Source organism: Streptomyces luteireticuli, assembly GCF_041519305.1.
Lineage (GTDB): Bacteria > Actinomycetota > Actinomycetes > Streptomycetales > Streptomycetaceae > Streptomyces > Streptomyces luteireticuli.
Genome location: NZ_CP167927.1, coordinates 700,826 through 723,589, shown reverse-complemented (window position 1 = coordinate 723,589; position 22,764 = coordinate 700,826). Strand labels below are relative to the sequence as shown.

Here is a 22,764-nt window from a genome sequence, read left to right as displayed (position 1 = left end):
ATCCCCGAACACCCGCCCACCACAGTGGAGCCATCGACAACTGGAGCCCCAAGGAGCCCCGATGACCACCGTGTCCCACGCCCTCCGTACGTCTCGTGAGATCCACCTCGCCTCCCGCCCCACCGGCACCCCCACCGCCGGGAACTTCCGCCTCGTACAGGCCGAGGTGCCCGAGCCCGGGCCGGGGCAGATCCTGGTGCGCAACACCTGGATGACCGTGGACCCGTACATGCGCGGCCGCATGGACGACGCCGCGTCGTACATCCCGCCGTTCGCGCTGGACGCCCCGCTGGAGGGCAGCGCCGTCGGCGAGGTCGTGGCCTCGAGGGCCGACGCCGTCCCGGTGGGCGCCACCGTCTCGCACTTCCTGGGGTGGCGCGAGTACGCCGTGCTGGACGCCGACCGGGCCACGGTCGTCGACACCCGGCGGGTGCCCGCCCGGGCCCACCTCGGTGTCCTGGGCACGCCGGGCCTGACGGCCTACGTCGCGCTCACGGACACCGCCCCGGTGAAGCCGGGCGACACCGTCTACGTCTCCGCCGCCGCCGGAGCGGTCGGCAGCGTGGCCGGCCAGATCGCCCGGCGGCTCGGCGCCGCGACCGTCATCGGTTCGGCGGGCGGCCCCGTCAAGGCACGTGCGCTCACGGAGGACTTCGGCTTCGACATCGCCCTCGACTACAAGGCCGCCCCGATCGGAGAGCAGTTGGCCGAGGCCGCCCCCGAAGGCATTGACGTCTACATCGATGGCGTCGGAGGCGACCATCTGGAGGCGGCGATCGACGCGCTGCGCGTCGGCGGCCGCGTGGCGGCTGTCGGGGCGATCAGCGGCTACAACGCCACCGAGCCGGCGCCCGGACCGCGCAACCTCTACGAGATCGTGACCAAGCGGCTGTCGCTGCGCGGCGTGCTCGTCAGCGATCACTACCACCGCTTCCCCGAGTACCTCGACCGCGCGTCCGAATGGCTCGCCGACGGCACCCTGCGCACCCGCGAGACCGTGCTGGACGGCATCGAGCGCGCCCCGGAGGCACTGCTCGGCGTCCTCGACGGGGCCAACACCGGCAAGATGCTGGTCCGGCTGGGCTGACCGCGCCGACGAGCCGGTCAGCCTCAACTGCCCTCAGTCCGGCGGGAGATCGGATCTCCTCGTTGTGCGGCCATGGTGGTGGGTGTGGCGGCCGGTGGTGACTGCAGTCCACTAATCGGTGAACTGTGTGTGACGGCCTGCGGATCGCCCCGGAGCGGGCGGTAGCGTTCGAGGGCGACGGCGGGTGCGGTCCCCGCCGTCGATGCACGAAGCGACATTGCACGGCGAAGCGAATCCGGCGAAGCGAATCCCCTTATTCCGAAAGGAACATCCATGGGTGACACGCTGTACGTGGGCGATGAACTCGGTCTCGGACAATCCCTGCAGGGCGGTGCCTACACACTGACGCTGCAGGACGACGGCAACCTGGTGCTCTCCGAGCCGGGCGGCGTCGTGTGGGCGACCGACACCCACGACCAGGGCGTTCAGCGGGCCGTGCTCCAGGACGACGGCAACTTCGTGCTCTACGCCGACGACGGCGCGGTGTGGGCCACCGACACCAACGGTGAGGACGTCGACCGGCTGGTCGTGCAGAACGACCGCAACGTGGTGCTGTACGGCAAGGACGGCGGCCCGCTGTGGGCGTCGGACACCAACACCGACGACCCGATCGCCGTCGATGACCCGATCGCCGTCGATGAACCGGAGGACGATGCTCCGTCCGCCCCCGAGTCGCGCACCTACACCGTCGAACCCGGCGACACCCTGTGGGACATCGCCGAGCGCTTCTACGGCGACGGCAACCGCTACGGCGACATCGCCGCCGCCAGCGGCATCGACGACCCGGACGTGATCGACGTCGGCCAGGTGCTGACGATTCCGTGACCCCGGCCCGCCGGTCCGCCCCCGGCCGAGCCCCGCTTCCCCGCGGGGCTCGGCCCCGCCCGGCTCCCGGCGGGCCGCTTCCGCCGCGGGGCGGGGCCGGTCGGACGGGCGGACGCGGCGTCGAGGTACGGGACTTGAAGACCGAGGTGGGTGAGGGTCTGCACCGCGGCGGGCGGAGGTCATGGCCGCTCCCACGGTTGACGCCGCCTACCTGGTAAGTGGTGTTAACCTCGGCGGCATGAGCCAGCCCGCCGAGCGGCGCCCCACCGGCCGCCATCACGGCGACCTGCGCAACGCCCTGCTGCGCGCGGCCCTCGAACTGGTCGGCGAGCGGGGGCCGTACGGCTTCACCCTGGCCGAGGCGAGCCGCCGGGCGGGAGTGAGCGTCGCGGCGCCCTACAAGCACTTCGCCGACCGCGAGACCCTGCTGGCCGAACTCGCCACAAGGGGATACCGCGAGCAACGCAACCGCTTCGCCGACGCAGTGGGCGGCAGCGAGGACCCCGTGGAGCAACTGGCCTCCTTCGCCTCCTCCTACGTCCGGTTCGCCGCCGAGGAGCCGGCGCTCTTCGACATCGCCTTTCACGCGGGCCTCGACAAATCCCGCTTCGCCGAGCTGGCTTCGGCCGGCGACGAGGTGGCCGGCCTCCTGCTGCCCGTCGCCCGCCGGCTGGCCCCGGACGCGGACGGCGCGTCCGATCTGCTGCTCCGCGTCGCCGGCGCCGCGCACGGCCTCGCCGTATTCCTCCGTCAGGGCCTTTTCGGAGCGGGAAGCGGGGCCCTCGCGGACACGGAGGAGAAGGCGGCGCGCACGGCCCGGGCGATCGCGCGGCGGCCGTAGACCCTCGATGGGAGAAGGTGGGGCGGGATGAGCGAGCACGGACAACGGCGACGGCACCGTACGGTGGACCGGGTCGCGTGGATCCTGGAGGCCGCCGCGCGGGCGCCCGGCGGGGTGACCGTGGCCGAGCTGGCACGGACGGTCGAGGCGCCGGCGAGTTCGGTGCAGGATCTGGTCAACGGCCTTGTCGCGACCGGCTTTCTGCTGGAACAGCACCGGCGCTTCAGGCTCGGGCCCGCCCCGCACGTCCTCAACCTCATCGCCGGCCGGGTCGTCCCGCGGATCAGCCAGGACGAGCTCGACGGACTGAGCCGCGTCGCGGGCACCCCGGTGCTGCTGACGGTGCGGGTCGGGCTCGACGCCGTGTACCTCGCGCGCGGCGGCGAGGACGAGATCCCCCGCCTCGTGCCGCTCGCCGACCGGCATGTGGCCCGGCCGCTGCTGCGCACCGCCGCGGGCCGTCTGCTGCTGGCCTTCACCGACGAGGCGGAGCGCCAGGGGCTGCTCGACGAGCTCGCCCGCCACGACCCCGAGGCGGTGGCCGAGTTCCGCCGCGCTCTCCCGGCGATCCGCGCGTCGCGGATCAGCCGCAGCGAGGGTCTGGCCGATCCCGAGGCCGGCGCACTCGCGATCCCTGTCACCGACGGCCCCGTCGTCACGGGAGCCCTCGCCCTGGTACGCCGGCGTCGCGGCCGCTCGGAGCGGCTGTTCCTGGACCGGGCGGCGGCCCGGCTCCTCGCGCACATCCAGGAGAGGCGGACGTGACGTCCGCATCGATTCACGGATATCCGTGAACGTGGGCGCTTGAGCGGTACCGGGAACGAGCATCCCGGCATGACTTCGAACACGCCGACCACCACCGAGCCGACGACGCCGACGCCCACCGGCGAGATCGTCTCCCAACTGCTGCACACCCTCGGCGACCCCGACCCGGCCCGGGGCGCCGAGGACATCACCGTCGTCGGGGCCGATCCCCTGGTGCCCTCGGTGCACCGCCTCGCCGATGCCATGTCCGCCGCGATCGGTGTCTTCGGACGGCAGACGGCGGCGGTCGGCGAACAGCGCGGTCACCGGCACCAGAAGGTGGAGGTGCGGGCCGGGGCCGCGATCGACCAGCTCATGGCGACGTATCACACGACGCTGTCGGGGCGCCCGATCGGCGTCCTGCTCGACGATCCGGCGCTGCTCGGCAACAACGACTTCTACCGGGCGCGCGACGGCCGGTGGATCTTCATCATCACCACCTATCCCCATCTGCGGGACGCCGTCCACTCCGTGCTGGGGTGCGGGCCCGACAAGGCCGGGATCGCGCGGGCCGCGGCCGACTGGGACGCCTTCACGCTGGAGGAGGCCATCTGCGCGCGGGGCGGCGTCGCCTGCGCGGTGCGCAGCCGGGACGAGTGGCTCGCGCACCCCGCGGGGCGGTACGTCGCGCAGCGCCCGGTCGTCGAGATCGAACGCGTCGGTGACGGACCGGTCCGGCCCCTGGAGCCGGTCGGCGAGGCCGATGAGGCGCTCACGGGCGTACGGGTGCTCGACCTCACCCATGTCATCGCGGGCCCCGTCGCGGCGCGACTCCTCGCCCAGTTCGGCGCCGACGTGCTGCACCTGTCGCGTCCCGACCGCCCCGACCCGATCCCGATGATCGCGATGACCGGCGGCGGCAAGCGCAACGCCTACTGCGACCTGCGCGACGATCACGACCGTGCGGCCTTCCACGACGCGCTCCGGGACGCGGACGTCTTCGTGCACTCCTACCGGGGACTCGCCCGGCACGGGGCGTCGACCGAGGAACTCGTCCGGCGCCGCCCCGGACTCATCACCCTCGAACTCCATGCCTGGGGCGCCGAGGGCCCCTGGGGCGAACGCGGCGGCTTCGACCAACTCGCCTGCTCGGCAACCGGATTCGCCGTCGAGGAATGGACCGACCGGCCGTCGCTGCCGCCGACGTACCTGCTCAACGACTACCTCGCCGCCTATCTCGGGGCCGCTGCCGTGGCCACGGTCCTGCGTCGGCGCGCGGCGGAGGGCGGCTCCTGGCGGATCCGTGTGACCCTGGCCGGGGTGTGCCACTGGGTGCAGGAACTCGGGCTGCTGGCACGGGAGGACGTCATCGGCCTGCCCCGGCCCGGGCGCGCGCCGCTCGCCGCGCTGTCGACCACCGGGACCGACTTCGGCCCGCTCACCGAACCGGCGACACCGTTCGCGTACAGCGGGCGCACGGTCCCCCAGCCCGGCCGGCGTTCCCCGCTCGGGTCCGCCTCGCTCCAGTGGCGTTAGACCATTTCCACTCCCAGGAGGCACCGGAAGATGTCCGAGAAACCGAGCGGCCCGTCCGGCCGAGGACTCCTCGCCGGAGTCCGCGTCATCGAACTGGCCGGCGTGATCATGGCCCCGTACGCCGCCCAGCAACTCGGCGACCTGGGCGCGGACGTGATCAAGGTCGAGCCGCCCACGGGCGACATGACCCGCCACTACCCGCCGCGACGCCACCCCGGCATGGGCGGCCCGGCACTCAACCTGAACCGCAACAAGCGCAGCGCCGCCATCGACCTCAAGGCCCCGCACGGCCGCGACGCCCTGCTCGCCCTGCTGCGCACCGCCGACGTCTTCATCACCAACCTGCGCCCGCAGGCACTGAAGAAGCTCCGCCTCGGCTACGACGAGGTCGCGGCCGTCAACCCCGGCCTGATCTATGCCAATGCCCAGGGCTTCCGCAGCGACAGCCGCCACGGTACGCACGCCGCCTACGACGACATCATCCAGGCGGCCACCGGCCTGGTCTGGCTCAACCACAAGGTCTCCGGCCAACCGCACTACGTTCCCACGGTGTTGGCCGACAAGATCTGCGGCATGCAGATCGCCCAGTCGGTCCTGGCCGCGCTGCACTACCGGGAGCACGGTGGCACCGGGCAGCACGTCGAGGTCCCGATGGCCGATACGATGCTCGCCTTCAACCTGGTCGAGCACCTGGGAGCGGCAGCCCTGGAGGCCGACGGGGAGTTCGGCTCGGCCCGTTCGCTCAGCCCGCGGCGCCGGGCCCTGCGCACCGCCGACGGCTGGATGTGCATCCTGCCGCACAGCGACCGCAACTGGCGGGACTTCACCGCCTTCGTGGGCCGCCCGGACCTGGCCGCCGACCCGCGCTTCTCCACCGGCCCCGACCGGGCCCGCAACGCCGACGCGTTCTATCCGCTGCTCGCCGAGCTGACGCCACGTCACACCAGCGCCGAATGGCAGGAGTTCTGCGACCGGGCGGGCATCGCCGCCGCCCCCGTGCTCGACCTGGAGTCCGCCGCCACCACCGCCTACGCCCGCGAGGGCGGCCTGCTGCGCGAGGCCGAACACCCCACCGAGGGCCGCTACCGGGTCATCGGCCGCCCGGTGCGCTACTCGGCCGACCCGGAGCCGGAGTTGCGGCCCTGCCCGGGCATCGGCCAGCACACCGACGAGGTGCTCCGCGAAGCCGGCTTCGACCCTGCCCTGCTGCACCCCACGGACTGAGACGCATCAGTCGATCCACCAACCCGGGAGCGAACACGCCATGTCTCCTTCGACACTCTCACCGATCGCCTTCTCCGATGTCACCCTGCCCGACTCGGCCCGTCGGCTCCGTGCCGAGGTCCGTGCCTTTCTCGACGAGGAGCGGGCCCGCGGCACCGTGCTCGGCCGCCCCGACTCCTGGCTGGCTGGCTGGGACCCCGGCTTCAGCCGCCGCCTCGCCGAGCGCGGCTGGGTCGGCATGGCCCTGCCCACCGAGTACGGCGGCGCGGGGCGCGGCTTCCTGGAACGCTATGTGGTGATCGAGGAACTGCTCGCCGCCGGCGCCCCGGTCAGCGCCCACTGGGTCTCCGACCGGCAGGCCGGACCGTCCGTCCTCCAGCACGGCACCGAGTCCCAGCGCCGTTTCTTCCTGCCCCGGATCGCCGCCGGGCAGTGCTTCTTCTCCATCGGCATGAGCGAGAAGGGCAGCGGCTCCGACCTCGCCTCGGTCGCCACCCGCGCCGAACGCACCGCCCACGGCTGGCGGTTGACCGGCACCAAGATGTGGACCGGCGGCGCCCACGCCAACGACTACGCCATCGTGCTGGCCCGCACCGACGACACCGAGGACCGGCACGCCGGCCTCAGCCAGTTCCTCGTCGACCTGCGCGCCCCGGGCGTACGGGTCGAGCCGATCCATCTGATGAGCGGCGAGCACCGCTTCAACGCCCTCCACCTCGAAGGCGTCGACGTACCCGACGGCATGCTGCTCGGACAGCAGGGCGACGGATGGAAGCAGGTCACCGGCGAACTCGCCTTCGAACGCAGCGGCCCCGAACGCTACCTGTCCACCTTCCCCCTGCTGGTCTCCCTGCTCCGCGAACTGGAGCAGCGCCCGGCCACGGCCGAACAGCTCACCCAAATCGGCATCCTGACGGCACGTCTGCACAGCATCCGCCGACTGTCCCTCGGAGTGGCCGCGGCCCTGGACGCCGGAGCCTCCCCCGACACCCGGGCCGCCCTGGTCAAGGACCTCGGCACCCGGCTGGAGGGCACGCTGGTCGACACCGTCCGCAGCATCCTGCCGGGCCCGGCCGATCCGCACGCCACCCCCGGCAGCCACCCCGAACTGCTCGCCTTCGCCCTGCTGCACAGCCCCGGCTACACCCTGCGCGGCGGCACCAACGAAATCCTCCGCGGCATCATCACCCGTCATCTGGAGCAGAACCGATGAACACCCACACGATCGACACCGACACCCCCGCCATCCCCGCGGACGACTACGACACCACCGCCTTCTTCGGCGAACCGGACGTCATCGCCACCGTCACCAACACCACCGCCCCCGACGCCGTTCCCCTCCCGTCCCCGGACGCCTCCACCGCCGAACTCCTCACCGCCGCCCAGGAGGCGGGACGCCGCGCCGTCCCCGCCCCGTTCGCCGAAACCGCCCTGGTCGCCCGCCCGTTGCTGCGCCGCGTCGGCCTCCCCGTCCCGGACGGCCCGCTCAGCTACGCCATCGCCCCCGAACTGACGATCCGTCACGCCCACCCGGCCGCCTCCGCCGTCGGCTCGGCCGGCTGCTCCGGTGACGACGACACCCTCCTGGTCACCGGTACCCTGCGCCGTGTCCCCTGGGCCCGCGCCGCCACCGCCGTGGTCGTCCTGGCCACCGCCCCCTCCGGCCCCGTCCTGTTCACCCTCACCCCCGACCGGGCCGTTCTCGCCCCCGGCGGCAACCTCGCGGAGGAACCCCGCGACGACCTGTACCTCGCCGCTCTCCAGATCCCCGCCCCGCAGGTCCGCCGGATCCCTCCCGAACTGCTCGACGAGGCCCGGCTCCGCGCGGCCCTGGCCCGCTCCGCCCTGATCGCCGGTGCCGCCGAACGCTGCGTCGAGCTGACCGTCGCCCACACCACCGCCCGCACCCAGTTCGGCCGTCCGCTCAGCCGCTTCCAGGCCGTCAAGCAGGAGGAAGCGCGGCTGATCGAGGAGGCCGCGCTGGTCCGCGCCGCGGTCCGGGCCGCCGCCGCGCCGCTGGACGACGGCGGCCCGGCCGCCCGGTTCGCCGTCGCCGCCGCCAAGACCCAGGCATCCGCCTCCGCCGCCGAGATCGCCCGCATCGCGCACCAGCTCCACGGCGCCATCGGCATCACCCGGCTCAGCCCGCTCCATCTCGCCACCACCCGCCTGTGGTCCTGGCGCGACGAGGACGGCGACGAAACCCACTGGGCGCGCCACCTGGCCCGCCCCCTCACCGCCGCCACCCTCTGGCCCACCCTCACCGCCACACCCTGACCCGCTCCGGAGGCGCCGCACGAGAACGCCACCGTCCGCCACCGACACACAGCAGGCTCCGCCACACCTGGTGACCAGCAGGTCACGCAGGGAGGCGGAGCCCGGGGCTCATCCGGCCGCGACTGCTCAGGACTGGGGCCGCCTTCCGTGGTTGGCGCCCTTCATGCGGAGTTTCTTCTTCTTGCGGCGCCGCTTCGAGGACATGTCGTCCCTCCTCTCACATGCGCTTTCGACCAATTTAGCCCTGTTGGCCGAGAGGCGCCGGTCGAGGGGCCGGGGGCTCCCGCTCCTCGACGGCCCGGGCGGCGTCCAGGAGTTGCCGGCCCGGGGCGGCCAGGTGGGGAGCGAGTCCGGGGTCCGGGTGGAGGGCGGTGCCGGGGGCGGGAAGCCGCCGGACTGCCCGGGACTACCAGGGCCCCTGGGGACGGCCGCCGACCTGGGCGACCGCCCGGGCCCCCGCGCGGCAGCCCCGCCGGGCGGCCGCGACCGGATCGCGGCCCGCCAGGCGGGCCGCGAGGAAGGCACCCGTGAAGGCGTCGCCCGCGCCCGTGGCGTCCACGGCGGTGACGGGCTCGGCCGGAACGCGGGCCACGATCCTGCCGGAGGCCGCCACCAGGGCGCCCCGTGCGCCCTGCTTGGCGACCACGAGAGGGAAGAGGCGGCTCAGTCCGGCCGCCGCGTCGGCCGGGTCCGGCAGTCCGGCGAGGAGCGCCGCCTCGTCGTGGCTGGGCAGGAGGACGTCCGTCCCGGCGAGGGCCGCGAGGGACCGGTCCACCCCGAAGCGGCGGATGAATCCCGCGGACGCCGGGTCCACGCTCACCGGTATCGCGCGGGAGCGGGCCGCCACGATGGCCGCCCGGGCGAGGGCACGGCTCGTCGCGGCGAAGAAGAGGTAGCCGGATATGTGCATGTGGCCGACCCCGTTGAGGAGGCCGTCGCTCCAGTCGGCGGTCGACAGCCCCAGCACGGCTCCGCCGTCGGTGAGGAACGTCCGCTCGCCGTCCGCGCCGACCAGGGAGATGACCGTGCCGGTGGCGGCCCGGCGGTCGGTCACCAGGTGCGGGCGGACCCCGGCGGCGCGGAGCGCGCGCTCGTGCCAGGCCGCCGAGTCCGCGCCCACCCGGCCCAGGAGGCGTACGTCCGCGGTGCCCGAACGGGCCGCCCAGCAGGCCACGTTGGCGCCCGCGCCGCCCGGGAGCGTGGTGATGCGGGCGGCCGTGTCCGTGCCGGCGGCGAGCGGGGTGCGGTGGCGGGCGATGATGTCGGTCACCACGTCGCCGACGACGAGCAGCGCCCCTTTCCCGGCGCCCGTCATGAGGCGTAGGCCCCGGCGATCCCGGCGGCCAGCCGCACATTGCCGCGCACCGCGGCCACGTTGGCCTCCAGCGCCGCGCCGTCCGTGTGCCGCACGAAGTGGTCCAGGAGGAACGGGGTGACCGCCTGGCCGGTCACCCCCTCCCGCGCGCACGCGGCCAGCGCCCCGGCCAGCACCCGGTCGTGCAGGGCGGGGTCCAACTGCTCCTCCTCGGGTACGGGGTTGGCGACGATCAGGGCGGACGGCGGGCCGCCGAGCGCGTCCTGGGCGCGGAGCACATCGGCCACCTCCGCCGCTGAAGAGGCCGTCCAGTCGACGGGCAGGCCGGAACCGCTGAGGTAGAAGCCCGGGAACTCCGTGGTCCCGAAGCCCAGGACGCCGATCCCCAGCGTCTCCAGCCGCTGCAGCGTCGCCGGGACGTCCAGGACCGACTTCACCCCCGCGCACACCACCGCGATCCGCACCCGGGCCAGCAGCCGCAGGTCCGCCGACTCGTCCTGGGTGTCGGACCATTCGCGGTGCACTCCGCCCAGGCCGCCCGTGGCGAAGACCCGGATCCCGGCCCGCGCCGCGAGGAACGCGGTCGCGGACACGGTCGTCGCCCCGGTCGCGCCCGCCGCCACGGCCGGTGCCAGGTCCCGGTGCCCGAGCTTGCGGATGTCCTTCTCCTCCGCCACCCGCGCCAACTGCTCCGCGTCCAGACCGACATGGGGTCTTCCGTCCAGCACGGCAACGGTCGCGGGGACGGCGCCTCCGGCCCGTACGAGCTCCTCCAGCTCGCACGCCACCCGGGCGTTGCGCGGCCGCGGCAGACCATGCGCGATGATCGTCGACTCCAGGGCGACGACCGGACGGCCGCGGTCCAGCGCCTCCCGCACTTCGTCCGACACGGCCGGCAGCCGCTCGCCCGACACCTTCGGCATCCCGGGTCCCTTCCGTCGCGCCCCGCGGGGTGCTGCCCACGGGCTTTCCGGTGGGGAGAACCGTTCCCCGGCCCGTGGTGCCGGAAGCCTATGGACACCCCCTGGGTGCCTTTCCGGTCATGCGGTGGCCAGTCCGTCCAGCAGCGCGGGCAGGGCCGTGCCGATCGGCTCCCTGATCACCTCGTCGGCGCGGTCGTCGTACGGGGTCGGCTCCGCGTTGACGACGACCAGCCGGGCGCCGTGGTCGGCGGCGAGCCCGGCCAGGGCCGCCGCCGGGTGGACGGTGAGGCTGGTGCCCACCGCGACGAACACCTCGCACGCCTTGGTGACCGCCACCGCCTCGCCCAGCACCACGGGGTCCAGCGCCTCGCCGAACATCACCGTCGCCGACTTGAGGATCCCGCCGCAGCGCTCGCACGCCGGATCCGGATCGCCGGCTTCCACCCGGGCCAGCGCCTCCGCCATGCCCGAACGCGCCGCGCACCCGGTGCACACCACCGACCGGGCGGTGCCGTGCAGTTCGAGCACCTTGCGCTCCGGCAGCCCGGCGAGCTGATGGAGCCCGTCCACGTTCTGGGTGATCACCCGGACCGGTGTGCCCGAGCGTTCGAGCCGCACCACGGCCTCGTGGGCGGCGTTCGGCCGGGCGCGGAGGGTGGGCGCGTCCCGGCGCATCCGCCAGGACCGGCGGCGGACCTCCGGGTCGGACATGTACGCGTCGTAGGTGACGAGCTTCTGGGTCTCGGGGTCGCGCCGCCACAGACCGTTGGGTCCGCGGTAGTCCGGGATGCCGGAGTCCGTGGAGATCCCGGCACCGCTGAGGACGGCCACGAGGGGTCTCTTGGCCCTGCCGGGGCGGCCGGGGCGGTCGGTCTGCTCGCTGCTCATGCGGGGAGGGTATGCGGAGGCCGTGCGCGCCGCGAACCATTTCGGAACGCACCGCATAACGCACCGCATGGGGCGCACGAGATGGCATGTCATGTGCAACCAGATCCGGATTTCGTTGGTCTTACCGTTCATGACAACCCCACGCAGCACCCTGAGGACGCGCCTCGGCGTCCTCCTCGCCGCCGCCGGCGTGACGGTCCCCCTCGTGGTGGCCACCGGCGGCGCCGCGGACGCGGCCTCGGCCAAGGCCCCCGCGAAGACCCCGGCCAAGGCATCCTGCCCGACGGACAAGGGCCGGATCGCCTGCGTCGACCTCACCCGGCAGGTCAGTTGGATCCAGAACGGCAAGAAGGTCACCTACGGCCCGGTGCACATACGGTCCGGCAGGAAGGGCTTCGCGACCCGCACCGGCCTCAAGCACGTCTACTGGCGGGACAAGAACCACCGCTCCTCGCTCTACGACGTGAGCATGCCCTACAGCCAGTTCTTCGACAAAGGACAGGCGTTCCACGCCATCGGCGGCAGCGTCTACTCGCCGCCCGGCTCCCACGGTTGCGTCAACATGCGGATGAAGGACGCCCAGGCGTACTGGAAGCTGCTGCGCCAGGGCGACCCGGTCTTCGTCTACGGCCGCAAGCCCGGCACCTGACGGACGCCGCCCCATGGCCGAGGGCCGGGCGGTATGGCACCGCCCGGTCCCGGGCGTTAGGCTGCCGCGGCAGCGATGACCGGGAGGGACGACCGGGAGGGAAACCGATGCCCAGCCCGTCCGCACGACAGCCCGAACCACAGCCCGGCCTGATCCACCGGCTGCCCGCCCACTGGGCCGCCCGCACGCCCGACGGCGAGGCCCTCGCCTTCGAGGGGCACCGGTGGAGCTGGCGGCAACTCACCGACCGCACCGACCGGTTGCGCGGAGCACTGCGCACCCTCGGCGTCCGCCGCGGCGACCGCGTCGCCTACCTCGGCCGCAACGACCCGGCCTGTCTGGAGACCTTCCTCGCGGCCGCCGGCGCCGGCGCGGCCACCGCCGTCCTCAACTGGCGCCTGGCACCCGCCGAACTCGCCTACGTCGTCGCCGACTCCGGCGCCCGGGTGCTCCTCGCCGACACCGGCCGGGCCGCCGCCGCACGCACGGCGCTCGCCGCCCTGCCCGACCCGCCGCGCCTGGTGGTGACCGGGGGAGCGGACGACACGGACAGCACCGCGGACGAACCCGGCACCGCGTACGAGCCGTTGCTCGCCCGGGCCGAACCCCTCCCGCCCGCCCCCGACACCGCGCCCGACGACACCTGCCTCGTCCTCTACACCTCCGGCACCACGGGCTTCCCCAAAGGCGCCGAACTCACCCACCGCAGCCTGCTGTCCTCCTGCGCCGCACTGCTGTCCCAGGTGCCCTTCGGACCGGAGGACCGCAACCTCGTGGCCCTCCCGCTCTTCCACGTCGGCGGCATAGGCTACGCCCTGGGCGGCCTGTTCACCGGCAGGCCGACGGAACTGCTGCGCGCCCCGGCCCCCGAGGCGATCTGCCGCGCCGTCGACGAGGGCGCGACGCACCTGCTGCTCGTCCCCGCCATGCTGCCGGGCGTCCTCCGCGCCGGTACGGAGCACACGGCGGCCTTCGCGCGCCTGCGCCACTGCCTGTACGGCGCCTCGCCCATGCCCCTCCCCCTGCTGAGAGAAGCGCTCGGCCGCTTCCCCGACGTCCGCTTCGTCCAGGTCTACGGCATGACCGAACTCTCCGGCGCCGTCACGGCGTTGGACCACGCCACCCACCGCGACCCCCGCCGGTCCCACCTGCTGGCCTCCGCCGGCCGCCCCCTGCCCGGCGTGGAGACCCGCGTCGCCGATCCCGCCACGGGCGCGGCCGTGCCGCCCGGCCGCACCGGCGAGCTGTGGGTGCGCACCCACCAGCGCATGAAGGGCTACCTCGGCCGGCCGGAGGCCACCGCGGAGACCGTCACCGAGGACGGCTGGCTGCGCACCGGCGACGTGGTCCGCGTCGACGACGGGGGCTTCGTCTTCGTCGAGGACCGGCTCAAGGACCTCATCATCAGCGGCGGCGAGAACGTCTACTCGGCGGAGGTCGAGCGCGTCCTGGTCGAGCACCCCGCCGTCGCCGAGGCCGCCGTCATCGGCGTCCCCGACGAGAAGTGGGGCGAATCCGTCCTGGCCGTCGTGGCGGTGCGGGACGGCGCGCGGATCGAGGAGTCCGGCCTCGACGCGTTCTGCCGTACGCACCTCGCGGGCTACAAGTGCCCGCGCGGCGTCGCGGTGGTGGACGGGCTGCCGCGCAACGCGGCGGGCAAGGTGGACAAGAACGCGCTGCGGGCGGCGCACGGGGCAGTGGAGCGGGTGCCCCGGCAACTGCCCCGTCAGCCGCGGTAGAGGCGGTCGGCGTACTCGGTGCGGTAGCGCTCCTCCAGCTCCGTCCGCAGCTCCGTCCTCAGCTCCTCCCGCGGCTTCTCCGGGACCGCACGTCCCTCGGCGGCCCGGGCCTTCGCCGTCATCACCTCGGGGGTCCAGGTCTCCGGCTTCCACAGCTTGGAGCGCAGGAACGCCTTCGGGCAGTGGTGGAAGACCTCGTCGATCTCGACGACGAGCGCGAGGACCGGACGGTGGCCCTTGACCACCATCCGGTCGAAGAACGGCGCTTCGCGCACCACCCGGGCCCGGCCGTTGATGCGCAGGGTCTCCCCGATGCCGGGGATCAGGAAGACCAGCCCGACGTGCGGGTTGGCCAGGATGTTGAGGAACCCGTCCGCCCGCCGGTTGCCCGGGCGTTCGGGGAGGGCGATCGTCGTGTCGTCCAGGACGAGGGCGAGTTGGCCGGCCGGGTCGCCCTTGGGGGAGACGTCGCAGTTGCCGTCCGCGTCCGAGGTGGCCACCAGACAGAACGGCGACTGCTCCAGCCACTCCCGGTCGAGGTCGAGGAGCCGCGGGCGGACCTTCTCCAGCACCCGCCGCTGCGGCTCCCCGAGCAGCTCCCTCAGCTCGCCCGCATCGGTCACCTCGACCAGCTCGGCCGTGTCCATGGCGCCTCCCCTGCCCTCGCGTTGATCGTCCGGACGTTCGATCCTACGCCCCGGGGGGCGCCGCGGTCAGTGCCCGCGGGCGATCCATTCCTCCAGGTGCGGGGCCTCTTCGCCGACGGTCGTGGAGTCCCCGTGCCCGGTGCGGACCACGGTCGCCGGGTCCAGGGACAGCAGCCGGTCCCGGATCGAGGCGACGATCGTGGGGAAGTCGGAGAACGACCGGCCGGTGGCCCCCGGGCCGCCCTTGAAGAGGGTGTCCCCGCTGAACACCGTGCCCAGGGCGGGCGCGTACAGGCAGACGGCGCCCGGCGCGTGGCCCGGGGTGTGCAGCACGGTCAGCTCGATCCCCGCCACCCGAAGGACCTGACCGTCCGTCAACTCGCCGTCCGGCGCCCGGTCGGGGTGGGTGCGCTCCCACAGGGGGCGGTCGGCGGGGTGGAGGAGGACGGGCGCGCCGGTGCGGTCGGCGAGCGCCGGTGCGGCGTTGACGTGGTCGTCATGGGCATGGGTGCACACCACGGCGAGCAGTCGGCGGTCGCCGACCGCCGCCGCGATCGCGTCCGCGTCGTGCGCCGCGTCGACGACGATCGCCTCGTGGTCGTCGCCCACGATCCAGACGTTGTTGTCGACGTCCCAGACGCCCCCGTCGAGGGAGAACGTGCCGGACGTGACGAGGTGGTCGATGCGCGCGGCCATCAGAGGACCACCACCGAGCGCAGCACGTCGCCGCCGTGCATGCGGTCGAAGGCGGCCTCGATGTCGTCCAGGCCGATGGTCTCGGTGACGAACGAGTCCAGGTCCAGGCGCCCCTGGAGGTGCAGGTCGATCAGCATGGGGAAGTCCCGGGAGGGCAGGCAGTCGCCGTACCAGGAGGACTTCAGCGCGCCGCCGCGGCCGAAGACGTCCAGCAGCGGCAGGTCGATGCGCATGTCGGGGGTGGGGACGCCGACCAGGACGACGGTGCCGGCCAAGTCGCGGGCGTAGAAGGCCTGTTCGTACGTCTCGGGGCGGCCGACCGCCTCGATGACGACGTCCGCGCCGAAGCCGCCGGTCAGCTCGCGGATGGCCTCGACGGGGTCCGTGGAGCGGGAGTTGACGGTGTGGGTGGCGCCCATGCGCAGGGCCGTCGCCAGCTTGCGGTCGTCGATGTCGACCGCGATGATCCGGCCCGCGCCCGCGAGGCGGGAGCCGGCGATCGCGGCATCGCCGACGCCGCCGCAGCCGATGACCGCGACCGAGTCGCCGCGGGTCACGCCGCCGGTGTTGATGGCGGCGCCGATGCCCGCCATGACGCCGCAGCCCAGCAGCCCGGCGACGGCGGGGGAGACGGCCGGGTCCACCTTGGTGCACTGGCCGGCGGCGACGAGGGTCTTCTCGGCGAACGCGCCGATGCCCAGGGCCGGGGCGAGCTCGGTGCCGTCGGTGAGCGTCATCTTCTGCTTCGCGTTGTGCGTGGCGAAGCAGTACTGCGGACGTCCGCGCCGGCAGGCCCGGCACTGGCCGCACACGGCACGCCAGTTGAGGACGACGAAGTCGCCGGGCGCGACCTCGGTCACGCCCTCGCCGACGGACTCCACGACACCTGCGGCCTCGTGGCCCAGGAGGAAGGGGAAGTCGTCGTTGATGCCGCCCTGCTTGTAGTGCAGGTCCGTGTGGCACACGCCGCACGCCTGCACCTTGACCACGGCCTCGCCGGGCCCCGGGTCCGGCACGACGATGGTCTCCACCCGCACCGGCCGGTTCTTTCCCGGTGCCACCACGCCACGGACTTCCTGTGCCACGGCATTGCCCTTCTCTTGATCACTACGTGTACGGGCCACTCTACGTTGCTGTGGGCAGTCGTTCCGCAGGGCGGAACGGGTGGGCACAGCCCACCCACTGCCTGCACTCGACGACGGGCCGGTGGCTGGTTCATGCGTCTCGCCCGGTGCGCACCAGGCTCACCAGGACCGCCACAGCCAGCGCGGCGACCACCGCACTGAAGACCTCGCCCGCCGGACGCAGGCCCGATTCCCGGATCAGCACGCCCACGCCGATGGCCGGCAGCGCCAGCATCGTGTAGAGGATGGCGAAGAAGGTCGAGACGGAGGCGCCGCGGTGCTCGGGGGCGCTGCGGGTGGTGATGCTGCCCAGGCCGTGGCCCATGGAGACGCCGGTGGCCAGGCCGTTGACGACGGCGCCCACGACCAGGGGCGCGAGCGTACGGGTGGCCATCGCGGTCGCGATGAGCCCCGCCGCCAGGACGAGCCCGAGGCACGCGGCGGGCAGGGCGGCGGCGGGCCGCAGGAAGCGCACCAGGAACTGGCCCAGGGCGGTGCCGGCGAAGGCCGTGAAGACGACGAGCCCGGTGAGTGCGCAGCTCGTCCCGTGCAGCACCGTGCCCAGGAACAGGCCGGTCACGGCGGTGAGGACGCCGAGCACGGCGAAGCCCGCCCCGGCCGCCGTCGCCGAGCGCAGGAAGTCCGGCCGGATCTCGCCGGGGACGTGCAGCGGCTGGAGGCGGAGGACGAGCCCGGAGCGGTGCGCGGAGCTCTCGGGGATGAGGGCGACGCCCGTCAGAGCGGTGACGGCGAGGACCAGCAGCACCGCCCAGGGGGTGCGCAGCGGGTCCGGCGCGGTGTCGGCGAGGATGCCGGCCAGCAGCGTTCCGCAGCCCAGGCCGCTCATGTTGGCGAAGAGCGCCAGCGTGGCCGGCCTGATCCGGCCGCGGTTGCCGAGGACTTCGGTGAGCGCCGCCGTCGCCGCGCCGGTGACCAGGGCGGCGGAGAAGCCGGAGAGGACTCGGCCGACGAGCATGACGCCCAGGTCGTGGGCGAGGAGGAACACCAGCGCGGCGGCCGCGGAGAGCAGGGTGGACAGGACGAGCACCGGGCGCCGTCCGATCTGGTCGGAGAGCCGGCCGAGGACGAGCAGGCCGAGCACGACCCCGAGGGCGTAGACGGCGAAGACCACGGTGACGGTGAAGGGCGTGAAGCCGAACTCCGCGCCGTAGAGCGGGTACAGCGGTGTCGGCGCCGTGGTGCCGGCCATGGTGATCCAGAAGGCGAAGGTGACGCTCACGGCGGCGGGGCGGCCGCCGCGTCCGCGCACGGACGCCTGCGGCCGGCCGGTGGGACGGAGGGGCGGATCGGCCACGGGACACTCCCTTCGCCGCGGATGCGTGGCCCCGGAGGCCGACTGCCGTTACGGTGTCCCGCGGGCCCGAGGAGGATGCCGTGGACGTGACGATGAAGACCGTGATCGGCGGGGAACTGGTGGAGCTCCCCGGCACCATCGCCGGGATCCGTTCGGCACTCGACGAGGAACAACTGCGCGACTTCGACAAGGAGATCCCGCACCTGCCGACCGCCGAGCTCCCGGCCGCACTCGTCCGCTGGGCCCTGGTGGCCACGGACGCGGACCGGGAGGACGAGGAGCTCTTCGACCGCCTGGCGCGGGGCGAGGACGTCGGTGCCGTCCCCGCCGGGGCCGGCCGCCCGGGGGCGGTGTGAGCGGGTTCCGGATCCAGTATGCGCCTCCGGCCGACCAGGCGTGCACCGGTATGGACACCGCCCTGCGGGCCCGCTTCGACCGGGCCATGCGGCTCGTGGCCGACCATCCCTACGGCTGTGGCTCCACCCCCATCGGCCGGGAGACCGACCGGCGCGAGGCCACTGTTGCCGACGTCCTGATCCGCTACTACGTCAGCCGCAGCGTGCTGACCCTCACGATCGTCCGCGTCGTCTACCTCTGAGCCTCCGGCTCCTCCGGCTCCTCCGAGGATCCGCCGCAGGTCACGGCGGTCCGTGTCACCCGTCCGGCGGTACACGCCCTGCGTCCGCCCCGGGCCGTTGGGACGCTGGGTCCGGCCCCGGGGACGTCGCGGAAGGGACAGCTGCCATGGGCATAGCGAGCACCTGCCGGACCAAGGCCGTTCGCGGAGCCCTCGGCACCGCACTGGTGCTCGCCGCGGCGCAGGGGTGCTCCGGGGACGGCGGTTCCCCCGACCGGGAAGCGGGAGGCGGCGGGAGGCTTCCCGCGGTCGAGACGACCGGTTCCACCTACCGGATACCGCAGCCGCTCGCCCCCGCGCCCGGCGGGACGCCGATCGCAGCCAGCGACCGGGGAACGGACGCGGCGTTCGGCCCGGCCCGGCGCTGGACCGTGCTGTACCACTCGGCCGACGCCCACGGCGCCGACATCGCCGTCAGCGCCACCCTGCTCGTCCCCGACGGGCCCCCGCCGGACGGCGGCCGCCCCGTCGTGGCATGGGCGCACGGCACCACCGGGGTCGCCGACGCCTGCGCGCCGTCGCGCGCAGCGGACCTGGGGGACGCCGTCTACGTCCAGGAGATCCGTGCCTTCCTCCGGGCCGGGTACGCCGTCGCGGCGACGGACTACCCGGGGCTGGGGACCCCGGGCATGCACACCTACCTCGTCGGGGCGGACGAGGGGAACGCGGTGGTCGACAGCGTCCTCGCCGCCCGGCGGATCCTGCCCGGGACCTCGGCGACCTGGTTCGCCGCCGGGCACTCCCAGGGCGGGCAGGCGGCCCTGTTCGCCGCCCGCGCGGCACAGCGGGCGCCCGGACTGCGCTTCGGAGGGGCCGTGGCCGTCGCCCCCGCCAGCCACCTCGACACGATGCTCCCCGGGGTGATCGCCGCGCACCAGCCCGGCCAACTCGCCTTCGCGCTCTACTCACTGGCCGGACTGGCCACCACCGACCCGTCGGTGAGCCTGCCCCGCCTCCTCGGCCCGGCCGCGGCCCGGACCGCCGACCAGGTCTTCGGGGAGTGCCTCAAGGACCGGCACCCGGCACTGTCCGGCGTCACCACGGAGCAGGCCCTTCCCCTCGACGCGGCCCGGCTCGCGGTCCTCGGCCGGACCATGGCCGCCTACGGCAACCCGGACCGGGCCGCCGTCCCGTCCCCCGTCCTGATCGTCCAGGGCGGCGACGACCAGGACGTACCGGCCCAGTGGACCGCCCAGGTCGCCCGGAACCTCCGGGCGCTGGGCTCCCCGGCGGTGGTGGAGCGGACGTACCCGGGCGGCGGGCACGACGACGTGCTCGGCCGGTCCGTATGCGATGTGCTCGCCTTCTTCGGCGAGCACGGGGGACGGCCGGCGGTCCCCTGCGCACCGTTCGGCTGACGGTCGGCGATGCCGGCAAAAGGGCAGACGAAAGGGCCGGCGAAAGGGCCGACGGGATGGCCGTGTACTGCCGTTCCCTGTCGGCCCGTTGACGCCCGGCGGGACGTAATCCCTACGCCTCGACCCAGCCGTGGTTGGCGGCCAGCCGCACCATGCGCTGGCGCACGAGGACGATCTGCTCACCGGTCATCCCCGGCGCCGCACTGAGCAGCAATTCGGTGACCTCGTCCAGGAATTCCTTGCCGGACAGCACATCGCAGTCGCCGTCGTCACCCGACACATGCCCGCCGAAAGCCTGCACCGGTGAATCCACCGCCCGCACACCCCGGTCGACCAGACGCACCTGGGAGGCTTTCAGCCCCCGGTCGCCCTCCTCCACGACGAACTCCACGAACGCGCCCGGGACGATCAGGCGTTTGTCCGCGTGCACATCGTTGACGTGCATGAAGACATCCTCGCCGCCGGTGTCCGGGGCGACGAAACCGTACCCGCGGAACTCGTCGAACCGGATTATTTTTCCCGTAACCACAGACAATTCCCCACCTACACCACGTGACATCACGGCCCTTTGACCAGGCCCGTCCGGACCATACCCAGCGCCGCAGGCGGGCACAATCCCCCTGTCAACCCCCTGCCATTCCCCCTAATGGCGGACCCCGGAACGGGAGTTCCCACCGGGCCGGGAAGGGGTCTACGGTGCGTGATCTCCCCGAACCCCTGACGACCCTGGTCCGCCGCGGCCGGGAACCCGCGGTCGCGCAGACGGTCCGTTCCACGGCCGCCGCCGTCATCTCGTACGTGGTGGCCCTCTCGCTGAGCAGCGAACCCGCCCCGCTGACCGCGCCGCTGACGGCCCTGCTCGTCGTTCAGGTGACCCTCTACTCCACGCTGACCACCAGCATCCGCCGGGTCAACTCCGTCGTCGCGGGCGTCCTGATCGCCATCGCCTTCAGCTGGCTGGTCGGCCTCACCTGGTGGAGCCTCGGACTGATCATCCTCGCGTCCCTGGTCATCGGCCGCTTCGTCCGCGTGGGGGAATTCGTCCCCGAGGTGGCGATCAGCGCCATGCTCGTCCTCGGCGTCACCCGGGTGGCCGACACCGCCTGGGACCGGGTGCTGGAGACGCTCATCGGCGCCGTGGTCGGACTGCTGTTCAACGTGCTGTTCGTCCCGCCCGTCTGGGTCGAGCCCGCCGGCAACGCCATCCAGGACCTGGCACGCCGGATGAGCACCCTGATGCGGCACGTCGGCGCCGAGATCGGCCGCCCCGTCGCCGTCGCCGAGGCGGCGGCCCGGCTGCACGAGGCCCGTCGGCTCGACCACGACATCGCCGAGGTCGACGCCTCGCTGCGGCAGGCCGAGGACAGCCTGCGGCTCAACCCCCGCGTCCGGGAGGGCCTGCTCTCCCGGATCGTGCTGCGCACCGGACTGGACGCCCTGGAGATCTCCGCCGTCGTCGTGCGCGTGATGTGCCGCTCGCTGACCGACCTCGCCCGCGAGCGCACCGACGAACCGCTCTTCCCCGAGGAGGTCGCCGACGCCCTGGGCGAGGTCTTCGAGCACCTCGCCCGTGCCGTCCGCAGCTTCGCCGTCCTGATCACCACCCAGGTCAGCGCCAACGCCGAGGCGGCCGAGTCGCGCCTGGTCGAGGACCTCGCCGACGGCCGGCGCAGCCGCGACCGCGCCGCCCGTCTCCTGCTCGGCAAGGTCCGTGAACACCCCCGTCAATGGCAGCTCCACGGCTCCCTGCTGGCCGAGATCGACCGGATCCTCGACGAACTCGACGTGGAGAAGCGCACCGAGCGGCTCACCGACGAACTCGACCGCGCCGCCCGGGAGTTCCGCGAGCGCTTCCCGCTCTTCCACCGCATCCGCCGCCGGCTGATCCGCAGCCGCTTCGGCAGCCGCAGCAGCCGGGGCTGACGAGCCGACGGCGGCGCGCGGATGGGGCGGTCCCGCCGCGCCGATGCCGCGGCGCGGCGGGACCCCCGGGCCGGCCTACCGGCCGGCGGTCACAGGGGCGGTCACGGGGGGACGGTCGTGGTGCCGCGAGATGTTCTTCTCCAGCAGCTCCAGCGACTGTGCCACCCCGATGCTCGACGACGTGAACTCCGGCAGCCGGCCGTCGTCCCGCTTCAGCACCGCCAGCGCCTCGTCCATCGCGCTCTGCGCCGCGAACAGGCACGGCGTGCTGTAGATCGCCACGTCCACGCCCAGCTCCCCGAGCTCCGGCAGCGACAGCCGGGGCGACTTGCCGCCGGCGATCTGGTTGAACAGCAGCGGCTTGTCCCCGATGACGTCGCGCACCTTGCGGATCCAGTCCACGCTGCGCACCCCGTCCACCAGGACCACATCGCAGTCGGTGGCCGCCAACGCCTTGGCGCGGCGCAGGATTTCGGGCTCCTCCGTGGCGTCGGTCCGCGCGACGACCACCATGTCGCGCCGCGCCTCCAGCACCATGGTGAGCTTCTCCAGGTACTCCTCCAGCGGCAGCACCTGCTTGCCGTCCACGTGCCCGCACCGGCGCGGCCGCTTCTGGTCCTCCAGGATCACCCCGGACGCTCCGACCTGTTCCAGCGAACGCACCACGTGGCAGGCGGTCTCCGGGTCCACGTACCCGTCGTCGATGTCCACCAGCAGGTGCTGCTGCGGGAACGCCTGGCGCAGCCGCTGCACGAAGTGGACGAGGTCGGGCCAGGCGATGAACCCGATGTCCGGCAGGCCGTAGTGCGACGCGGCGAAGCCGAAGCCGGAGACGAACATGCCGTCGTAGTGCTGCGCCGCGACGGAGGCGGAGAACATGTCGAAGACGCCGATGAGCGGGGTCGTGCCGTCCGCCGCTATCGCGTCACGTAGCCGATTCGGGTGGTTCACGGTACCCTCCGGGGTGAGTTGGATGACGCGCCGGCCAACACTGCCGCCAAGCTCGTGAACGGCCG

The 22,764-nt window shown here is 73.5% G+C and carries 22 protein-coding genes and 1 pseudogene; 14 read left to right on the top strand and 9 right to left on the bottom strand.

What is annotated here, in order from left to right:
- The first annotated feature begins 61 nt into the window (after positions 1–61).
- From AB8735_RS03160 to AB8735_RS03125, 8 genes are all read left to right on the top strand, one after another.
- Positions 62–1,087, top strand: coding sequence for an NADP-dependent oxidoreductase (locus tag AB8735_RS03160; RefSeq protein WP_372405169.1), 1,026 nt, complete (start codon positions 62–64; stop codon positions 1,085–1,087).
- A 273-nt stretch (positions 1,088–1,360) separates the two neighbouring features.
- Complete coding sequence (locus AB8735_RS03155; protein ID WP_372405166.1) at positions 1,361–1,912, top strand: LysM peptidoglycan-binding domain-containing protein; 552 nt, start codon at positions 1,361–1,363, stop codon at positions 1,910–1,912.
- A gap of 238 nt (positions 1,913–2,150) precedes the next feature.
- The gene (locus AB8735_RS03150) at positions 2,151–2,753 is read left to right on the top strand and encodes a TetR/AcrR family transcriptional regulator (RefSeq protein ID WP_372405164.1); all 603 of its coding nucleotides are present in this window, start codon (positions 2,151–2,153) and stop codon (positions 2,751–2,753) included.
- 27 nt (positions 2,754–2,780) lie between these two features.
- Positions 2,781–3,518: a helix-turn-helix domain-containing protein gene (locus tag AB8735_RS03145; RefSeq protein WP_344026846.1), complete on the top strand. Its 738-nt coding sequence runs from the start codon at positions 2,781–2,783 to the stop codon at positions 3,516–3,518.
- A 69-nt stretch (positions 3,519–3,587) separates the two neighbouring features.
- Positions 3,588–5,033 carry a CoA transferase gene (locus AB8735_RS03140; protein ID WP_372405161.1) on the top strand — a complete coding sequence of 482 codons (1,446 nt, stop codon included), beginning with the start codon at positions 3,588–3,590 and terminating at the stop codon, positions 5,031–5,033.
- Positions 5,034–5,063: 30 nt separating this feature from the next.
- Positions 5,064–6,257 (top strand): CaiB/BaiF CoA transferase family protein, encoded by a 1,194-nt coding sequence (locus AB8735_RS03135; protein WP_372405158.1) that lies wholly within the window; start codon positions 5,064–5,066, stop codon positions 6,255–6,257.
- Between the two features lie 40 nt (positions 6,258–6,297).
- On the top strand, positions 6,298–7,470 hold the full coding sequence (locus tag AB8735_RS03130) for an acyl-CoA dehydrogenase family protein (protein ID WP_372405155.1): 1,173 nt from the start codon (positions 6,298–6,300) through the stop codon (positions 7,468–7,470).
- Positions 7,467–8,534: an acyl-CoA dehydrogenase family protein gene (locus tag AB8735_RS03125; protein ID WP_372405152.1), complete on the top strand. Its 1,068-nt coding sequence runs from the start codon at positions 7,467–7,469 to the stop codon at positions 8,532–8,534. Before AB8735_RS03130 ends, AB8735_RS03125 begins: the two co-directional genes overlap by 4 nt.
- A gap of 406 nt (positions 8,535–8,940) precedes the next feature.
- On the opposite strand, the gene AB8735_RS03120 is transcribed toward AB8735_RS03125, so the two are convergent.
- From AB8735_RS03120 to AB8735_RS03110, 3 genes are all read right to left on the bottom strand, one after another.
- The gene (locus tag AB8735_RS03120; protein ID WP_372405150.1) at positions 8,941–9,849 is read right to left on the bottom strand and encodes a carbohydrate kinase family protein; all 909 of its coding nucleotides are present in this window, start codon (positions 9,847–9,849) and stop codon (positions 8,941–8,943) included.
- A complete protein-coding gene (locus tag AB8735_RS03115; RefSeq protein ID WP_344026834.1) occupies positions 9,846–10,772 on the bottom strand; it encodes a pseudouridine-5'-phosphate glycosidase in 927 nt (308 codons plus the stop codon). Before AB8735_RS03115 ends, AB8735_RS03120 begins: the two co-directional genes overlap by 4 nt.
- Before the next feature lie 117 nt (positions 10,773–10,889).
- Positions 10,890–11,660: an NAD-dependent deacetylase gene (locus tag AB8735_RS03110; protein WP_372405148.1), complete on the bottom strand. Its 771-nt coding sequence runs from the start codon at positions 11,658–11,660 to the stop codon at positions 10,890–10,892.
- Between the two features lie 184 nt (positions 11,661–11,844).
- On the opposite strand from AB8735_RS03110, the pseudogene AB8735_RS03105 reads away from it, so the two are divergent.
- A pseudogene (locus AB8735_RS03105) lies at positions 11,845–12,309 on the top strand (L,D-transpeptidase); the annotation flags it as partial.
- Between the two features lie 107 nt (positions 12,310–12,416).
- Complete coding sequence (locus AB8735_RS03100; RefSeq protein ID WP_372405145.1) at positions 12,417–14,048, top strand: long-chain-fatty-acid--CoA ligase; 1,632 nt, start codon at positions 12,417–12,419, stop codon at positions 14,046–14,048.
- Here AB8735_RS03100 and AB8735_RS03095 read toward each other — a convergent pair.
- The 4 genes from AB8735_RS03095 to AB8735_RS03080 form a co-directional block, all read right to left on the bottom strand.
- Complete coding sequence (locus AB8735_RS03095; protein ID WP_372405143.1) at positions 14,036–14,695, bottom strand: MSMEG_1061 family FMN-dependent PPOX-type flavoprotein; 660 nt, start codon at positions 14,693–14,695, stop codon at positions 14,036–14,038. The genes AB8735_RS03100 and AB8735_RS03095 overlap by 13 nt on opposite strands.
- Before the next feature lie 66 nt (positions 14,696–14,761).
- Positions 14,762–15,391: an MBL fold metallo-hydrolase gene (locus tag AB8735_RS03090; RefSeq protein WP_344026826.1), complete on the bottom strand. Its 630-nt coding sequence runs from the start codon at positions 15,389–15,391 to the stop codon at positions 14,762–14,764.
- Entirely contained in the window at positions 15,391–16,476 is a 1,086-nt protein-coding gene (locus AB8735_RS03085; RefSeq protein ID WP_372405140.1) for an S-(hydroxymethyl)mycothiol dehydrogenase, read from the bottom strand. The genes AB8735_RS03090 and AB8735_RS03085 overlap by 1 nt, the downstream gene beginning before the upstream one ends.
- A 130-nt stretch (positions 16,477–16,606) precedes the next feature.
- Positions 16,607–17,830, bottom strand: coding sequence for an MFS transporter (locus AB8735_RS03080; protein ID WP_372405138.1), 1,224 nt, complete (start codon positions 17,828–17,830; stop codon positions 16,607–16,609).
- Positions 17,831–17,910: 80 nt separating this feature from the next.
- On the opposite strand from AB8735_RS03080, the gene AB8735_RS03075 reads away from it, so the two are divergent.
- From AB8735_RS03075 to AB8735_RS03065, 3 genes are all read left to right on the top strand, one after another.
- A complete protein-coding gene (locus tag AB8735_RS03075) occupies positions 17,911–18,186 on the top strand; it encodes a hypothetical protein (RefSeq protein WP_344026820.1) in 276 nt (91 codons plus the stop codon).
- A complete protein-coding gene (locus tag AB8735_RS03070; RefSeq protein WP_344026817.1) occupies positions 18,183–18,428 on the top strand; it encodes a type II toxin-antitoxin system RelE/ParE family toxin in 246 nt (81 codons plus the stop codon). Before AB8735_RS03075 ends, AB8735_RS03070 begins: the two co-directional genes overlap by 4 nt.
- Before the next feature lie 146 nt (positions 18,429–18,574).
- A complete protein-coding gene (locus AB8735_RS03065) occupies positions 18,575–19,825 on the top strand; it encodes an alpha/beta hydrolase family protein (protein WP_372405133.1) in 1,251 nt (416 codons plus the stop codon).
- A 112-nt stretch (positions 19,826–19,937) separates the two neighbouring features.
- On the opposite strand, the gene AB8735_RS03060 is transcribed toward AB8735_RS03065, so the two are convergent.
- On the bottom strand, positions 19,938–20,354 hold the full coding sequence (locus AB8735_RS03060) for a cold-shock protein (protein ID WP_372411764.1): 417 nt from the start codon (positions 20,352–20,354) through the stop codon (positions 19,938–19,940).
- A gap of 167 nt (positions 20,355–20,521) precedes the next feature.
- On the opposite strand from AB8735_RS03060, the gene AB8735_RS03055 reads away from it, so the two are divergent.
- Positions 20,522–21,748, top strand: coding sequence for an aromatic acid exporter family protein (locus AB8735_RS03055; protein ID WP_372405131.1), 1,227 nt, complete (start codon positions 20,522–20,524; stop codon positions 21,746–21,748).
- Between the two features lie 75 nt (positions 21,749–21,823).
- Here the strand turns inward: AB8735_RS03055 and AB8735_RS03050 are convergent, their stop codons facing one another.
- On the bottom strand, positions 21,824–22,699 hold the full coding sequence (locus tag AB8735_RS03050; protein ID WP_372405128.1) for an oxaloacetate decarboxylase: 876 nt from the start codon (positions 22,697–22,699) through the stop codon (positions 21,824–21,826).
- Positions 22,700–22,764: the final 65 nt, after the last annotated feature.

Coding starts and splice junctions, on each gene's coding strand:
- AB8735_RS03115 (WP_344026834.1), bottom strand. CDS start 10,772: ATGCCGAAGGTGTCGGGCGAGCGGCTGCCGGCCGTGTCGGACGAAGTG.
- AB8735_RS03065 (WP_372405133.1), top strand. CDS start 18,575: ATGGGCATAGCGAGCACCTGCCGGACCAAGGCCGTTCGCGGAGCCCTC.
- AB8735_RS03150 (WP_372405164.1), top strand. CDS start 2,151: ATGAGCCAGCCCGCCGAGCGGCGCCCCACCGGCCGCCATCACGGCGAC.
- AB8735_RS03090 (WP_344026826.1), bottom strand. CDS start 15,391: ATGGCCGCGCGCATCGACCACCTCGTCACGTCCGGCACGTTCTCCCTC.
- AB8735_RS03135 (WP_372405158.1), top strand. CDS start 5,064: ATGTCCGAGAAACCGAGCGGCCCGTCCGGCCGAGGACTCCTCGCCGGA.
- AB8735_RS03100 (WP_372405145.1), top strand. CDS start 12,417: ATGCCCAGCCCGTCCGCACGACAGCCCGAACCACAGCCCGGCCTGATC.
- AB8735_RS03130 (WP_372405155.1), top strand. CDS start 6,298: ATGTCTCCTTCGACACTCTCACCGATCGCCTTCTCCGATGTCACCCTG.
- AB8735_RS03145 (WP_344026846.1), top strand. CDS start 2,781: ATGAGCGAGCACGGACAACGGCGACGGCACCGTACGGTGGACCGGGTC.
- AB8735_RS03155 (WP_372405166.1), top strand. CDS start 1,361: ATGGGTGACACGCTGTACGTGGGCGATGAACTCGGTCTCGGACAATCC.
- AB8735_RS03110 (WP_372405148.1), bottom strand. CDS start 11,660: ATGAGCAGCGAGCAGACCGACCGCCCCGGCCGCCCCGGCAGGGCCAAG.
- AB8735_RS03095 (WP_372405143.1), bottom strand. CDS start 14,695: ATGGACACGGCCGAGCTGGTCGAGGTGACCGATGCGGGCGAGCTGAGG.
- AB8735_RS03120 (WP_372405150.1), bottom strand. CDS start 9,849: ATGACGGGCGCCGGGAAAGGGGCGCTGCTCGTCGTCGGCGACGTGGTG.
- AB8735_RS03125 (WP_372405152.1), top strand. CDS start 7,467: ATGAACACCCACACGATCGACACCGACACCCCCGCCATCCCCGCGGAC.
- AB8735_RS03140 (WP_372405161.1), top strand. CDS start 3,588: ATGACTTCGAACACGCCGACCACCACCGAGCCGACGACGCCGACGCCC.
- AB8735_RS03160 (WP_372405169.1), top strand. CDS start 62: ATGACCACCGTGTCCCACGCCCTCCGTACGTCTCGTGAGATCCACCTC.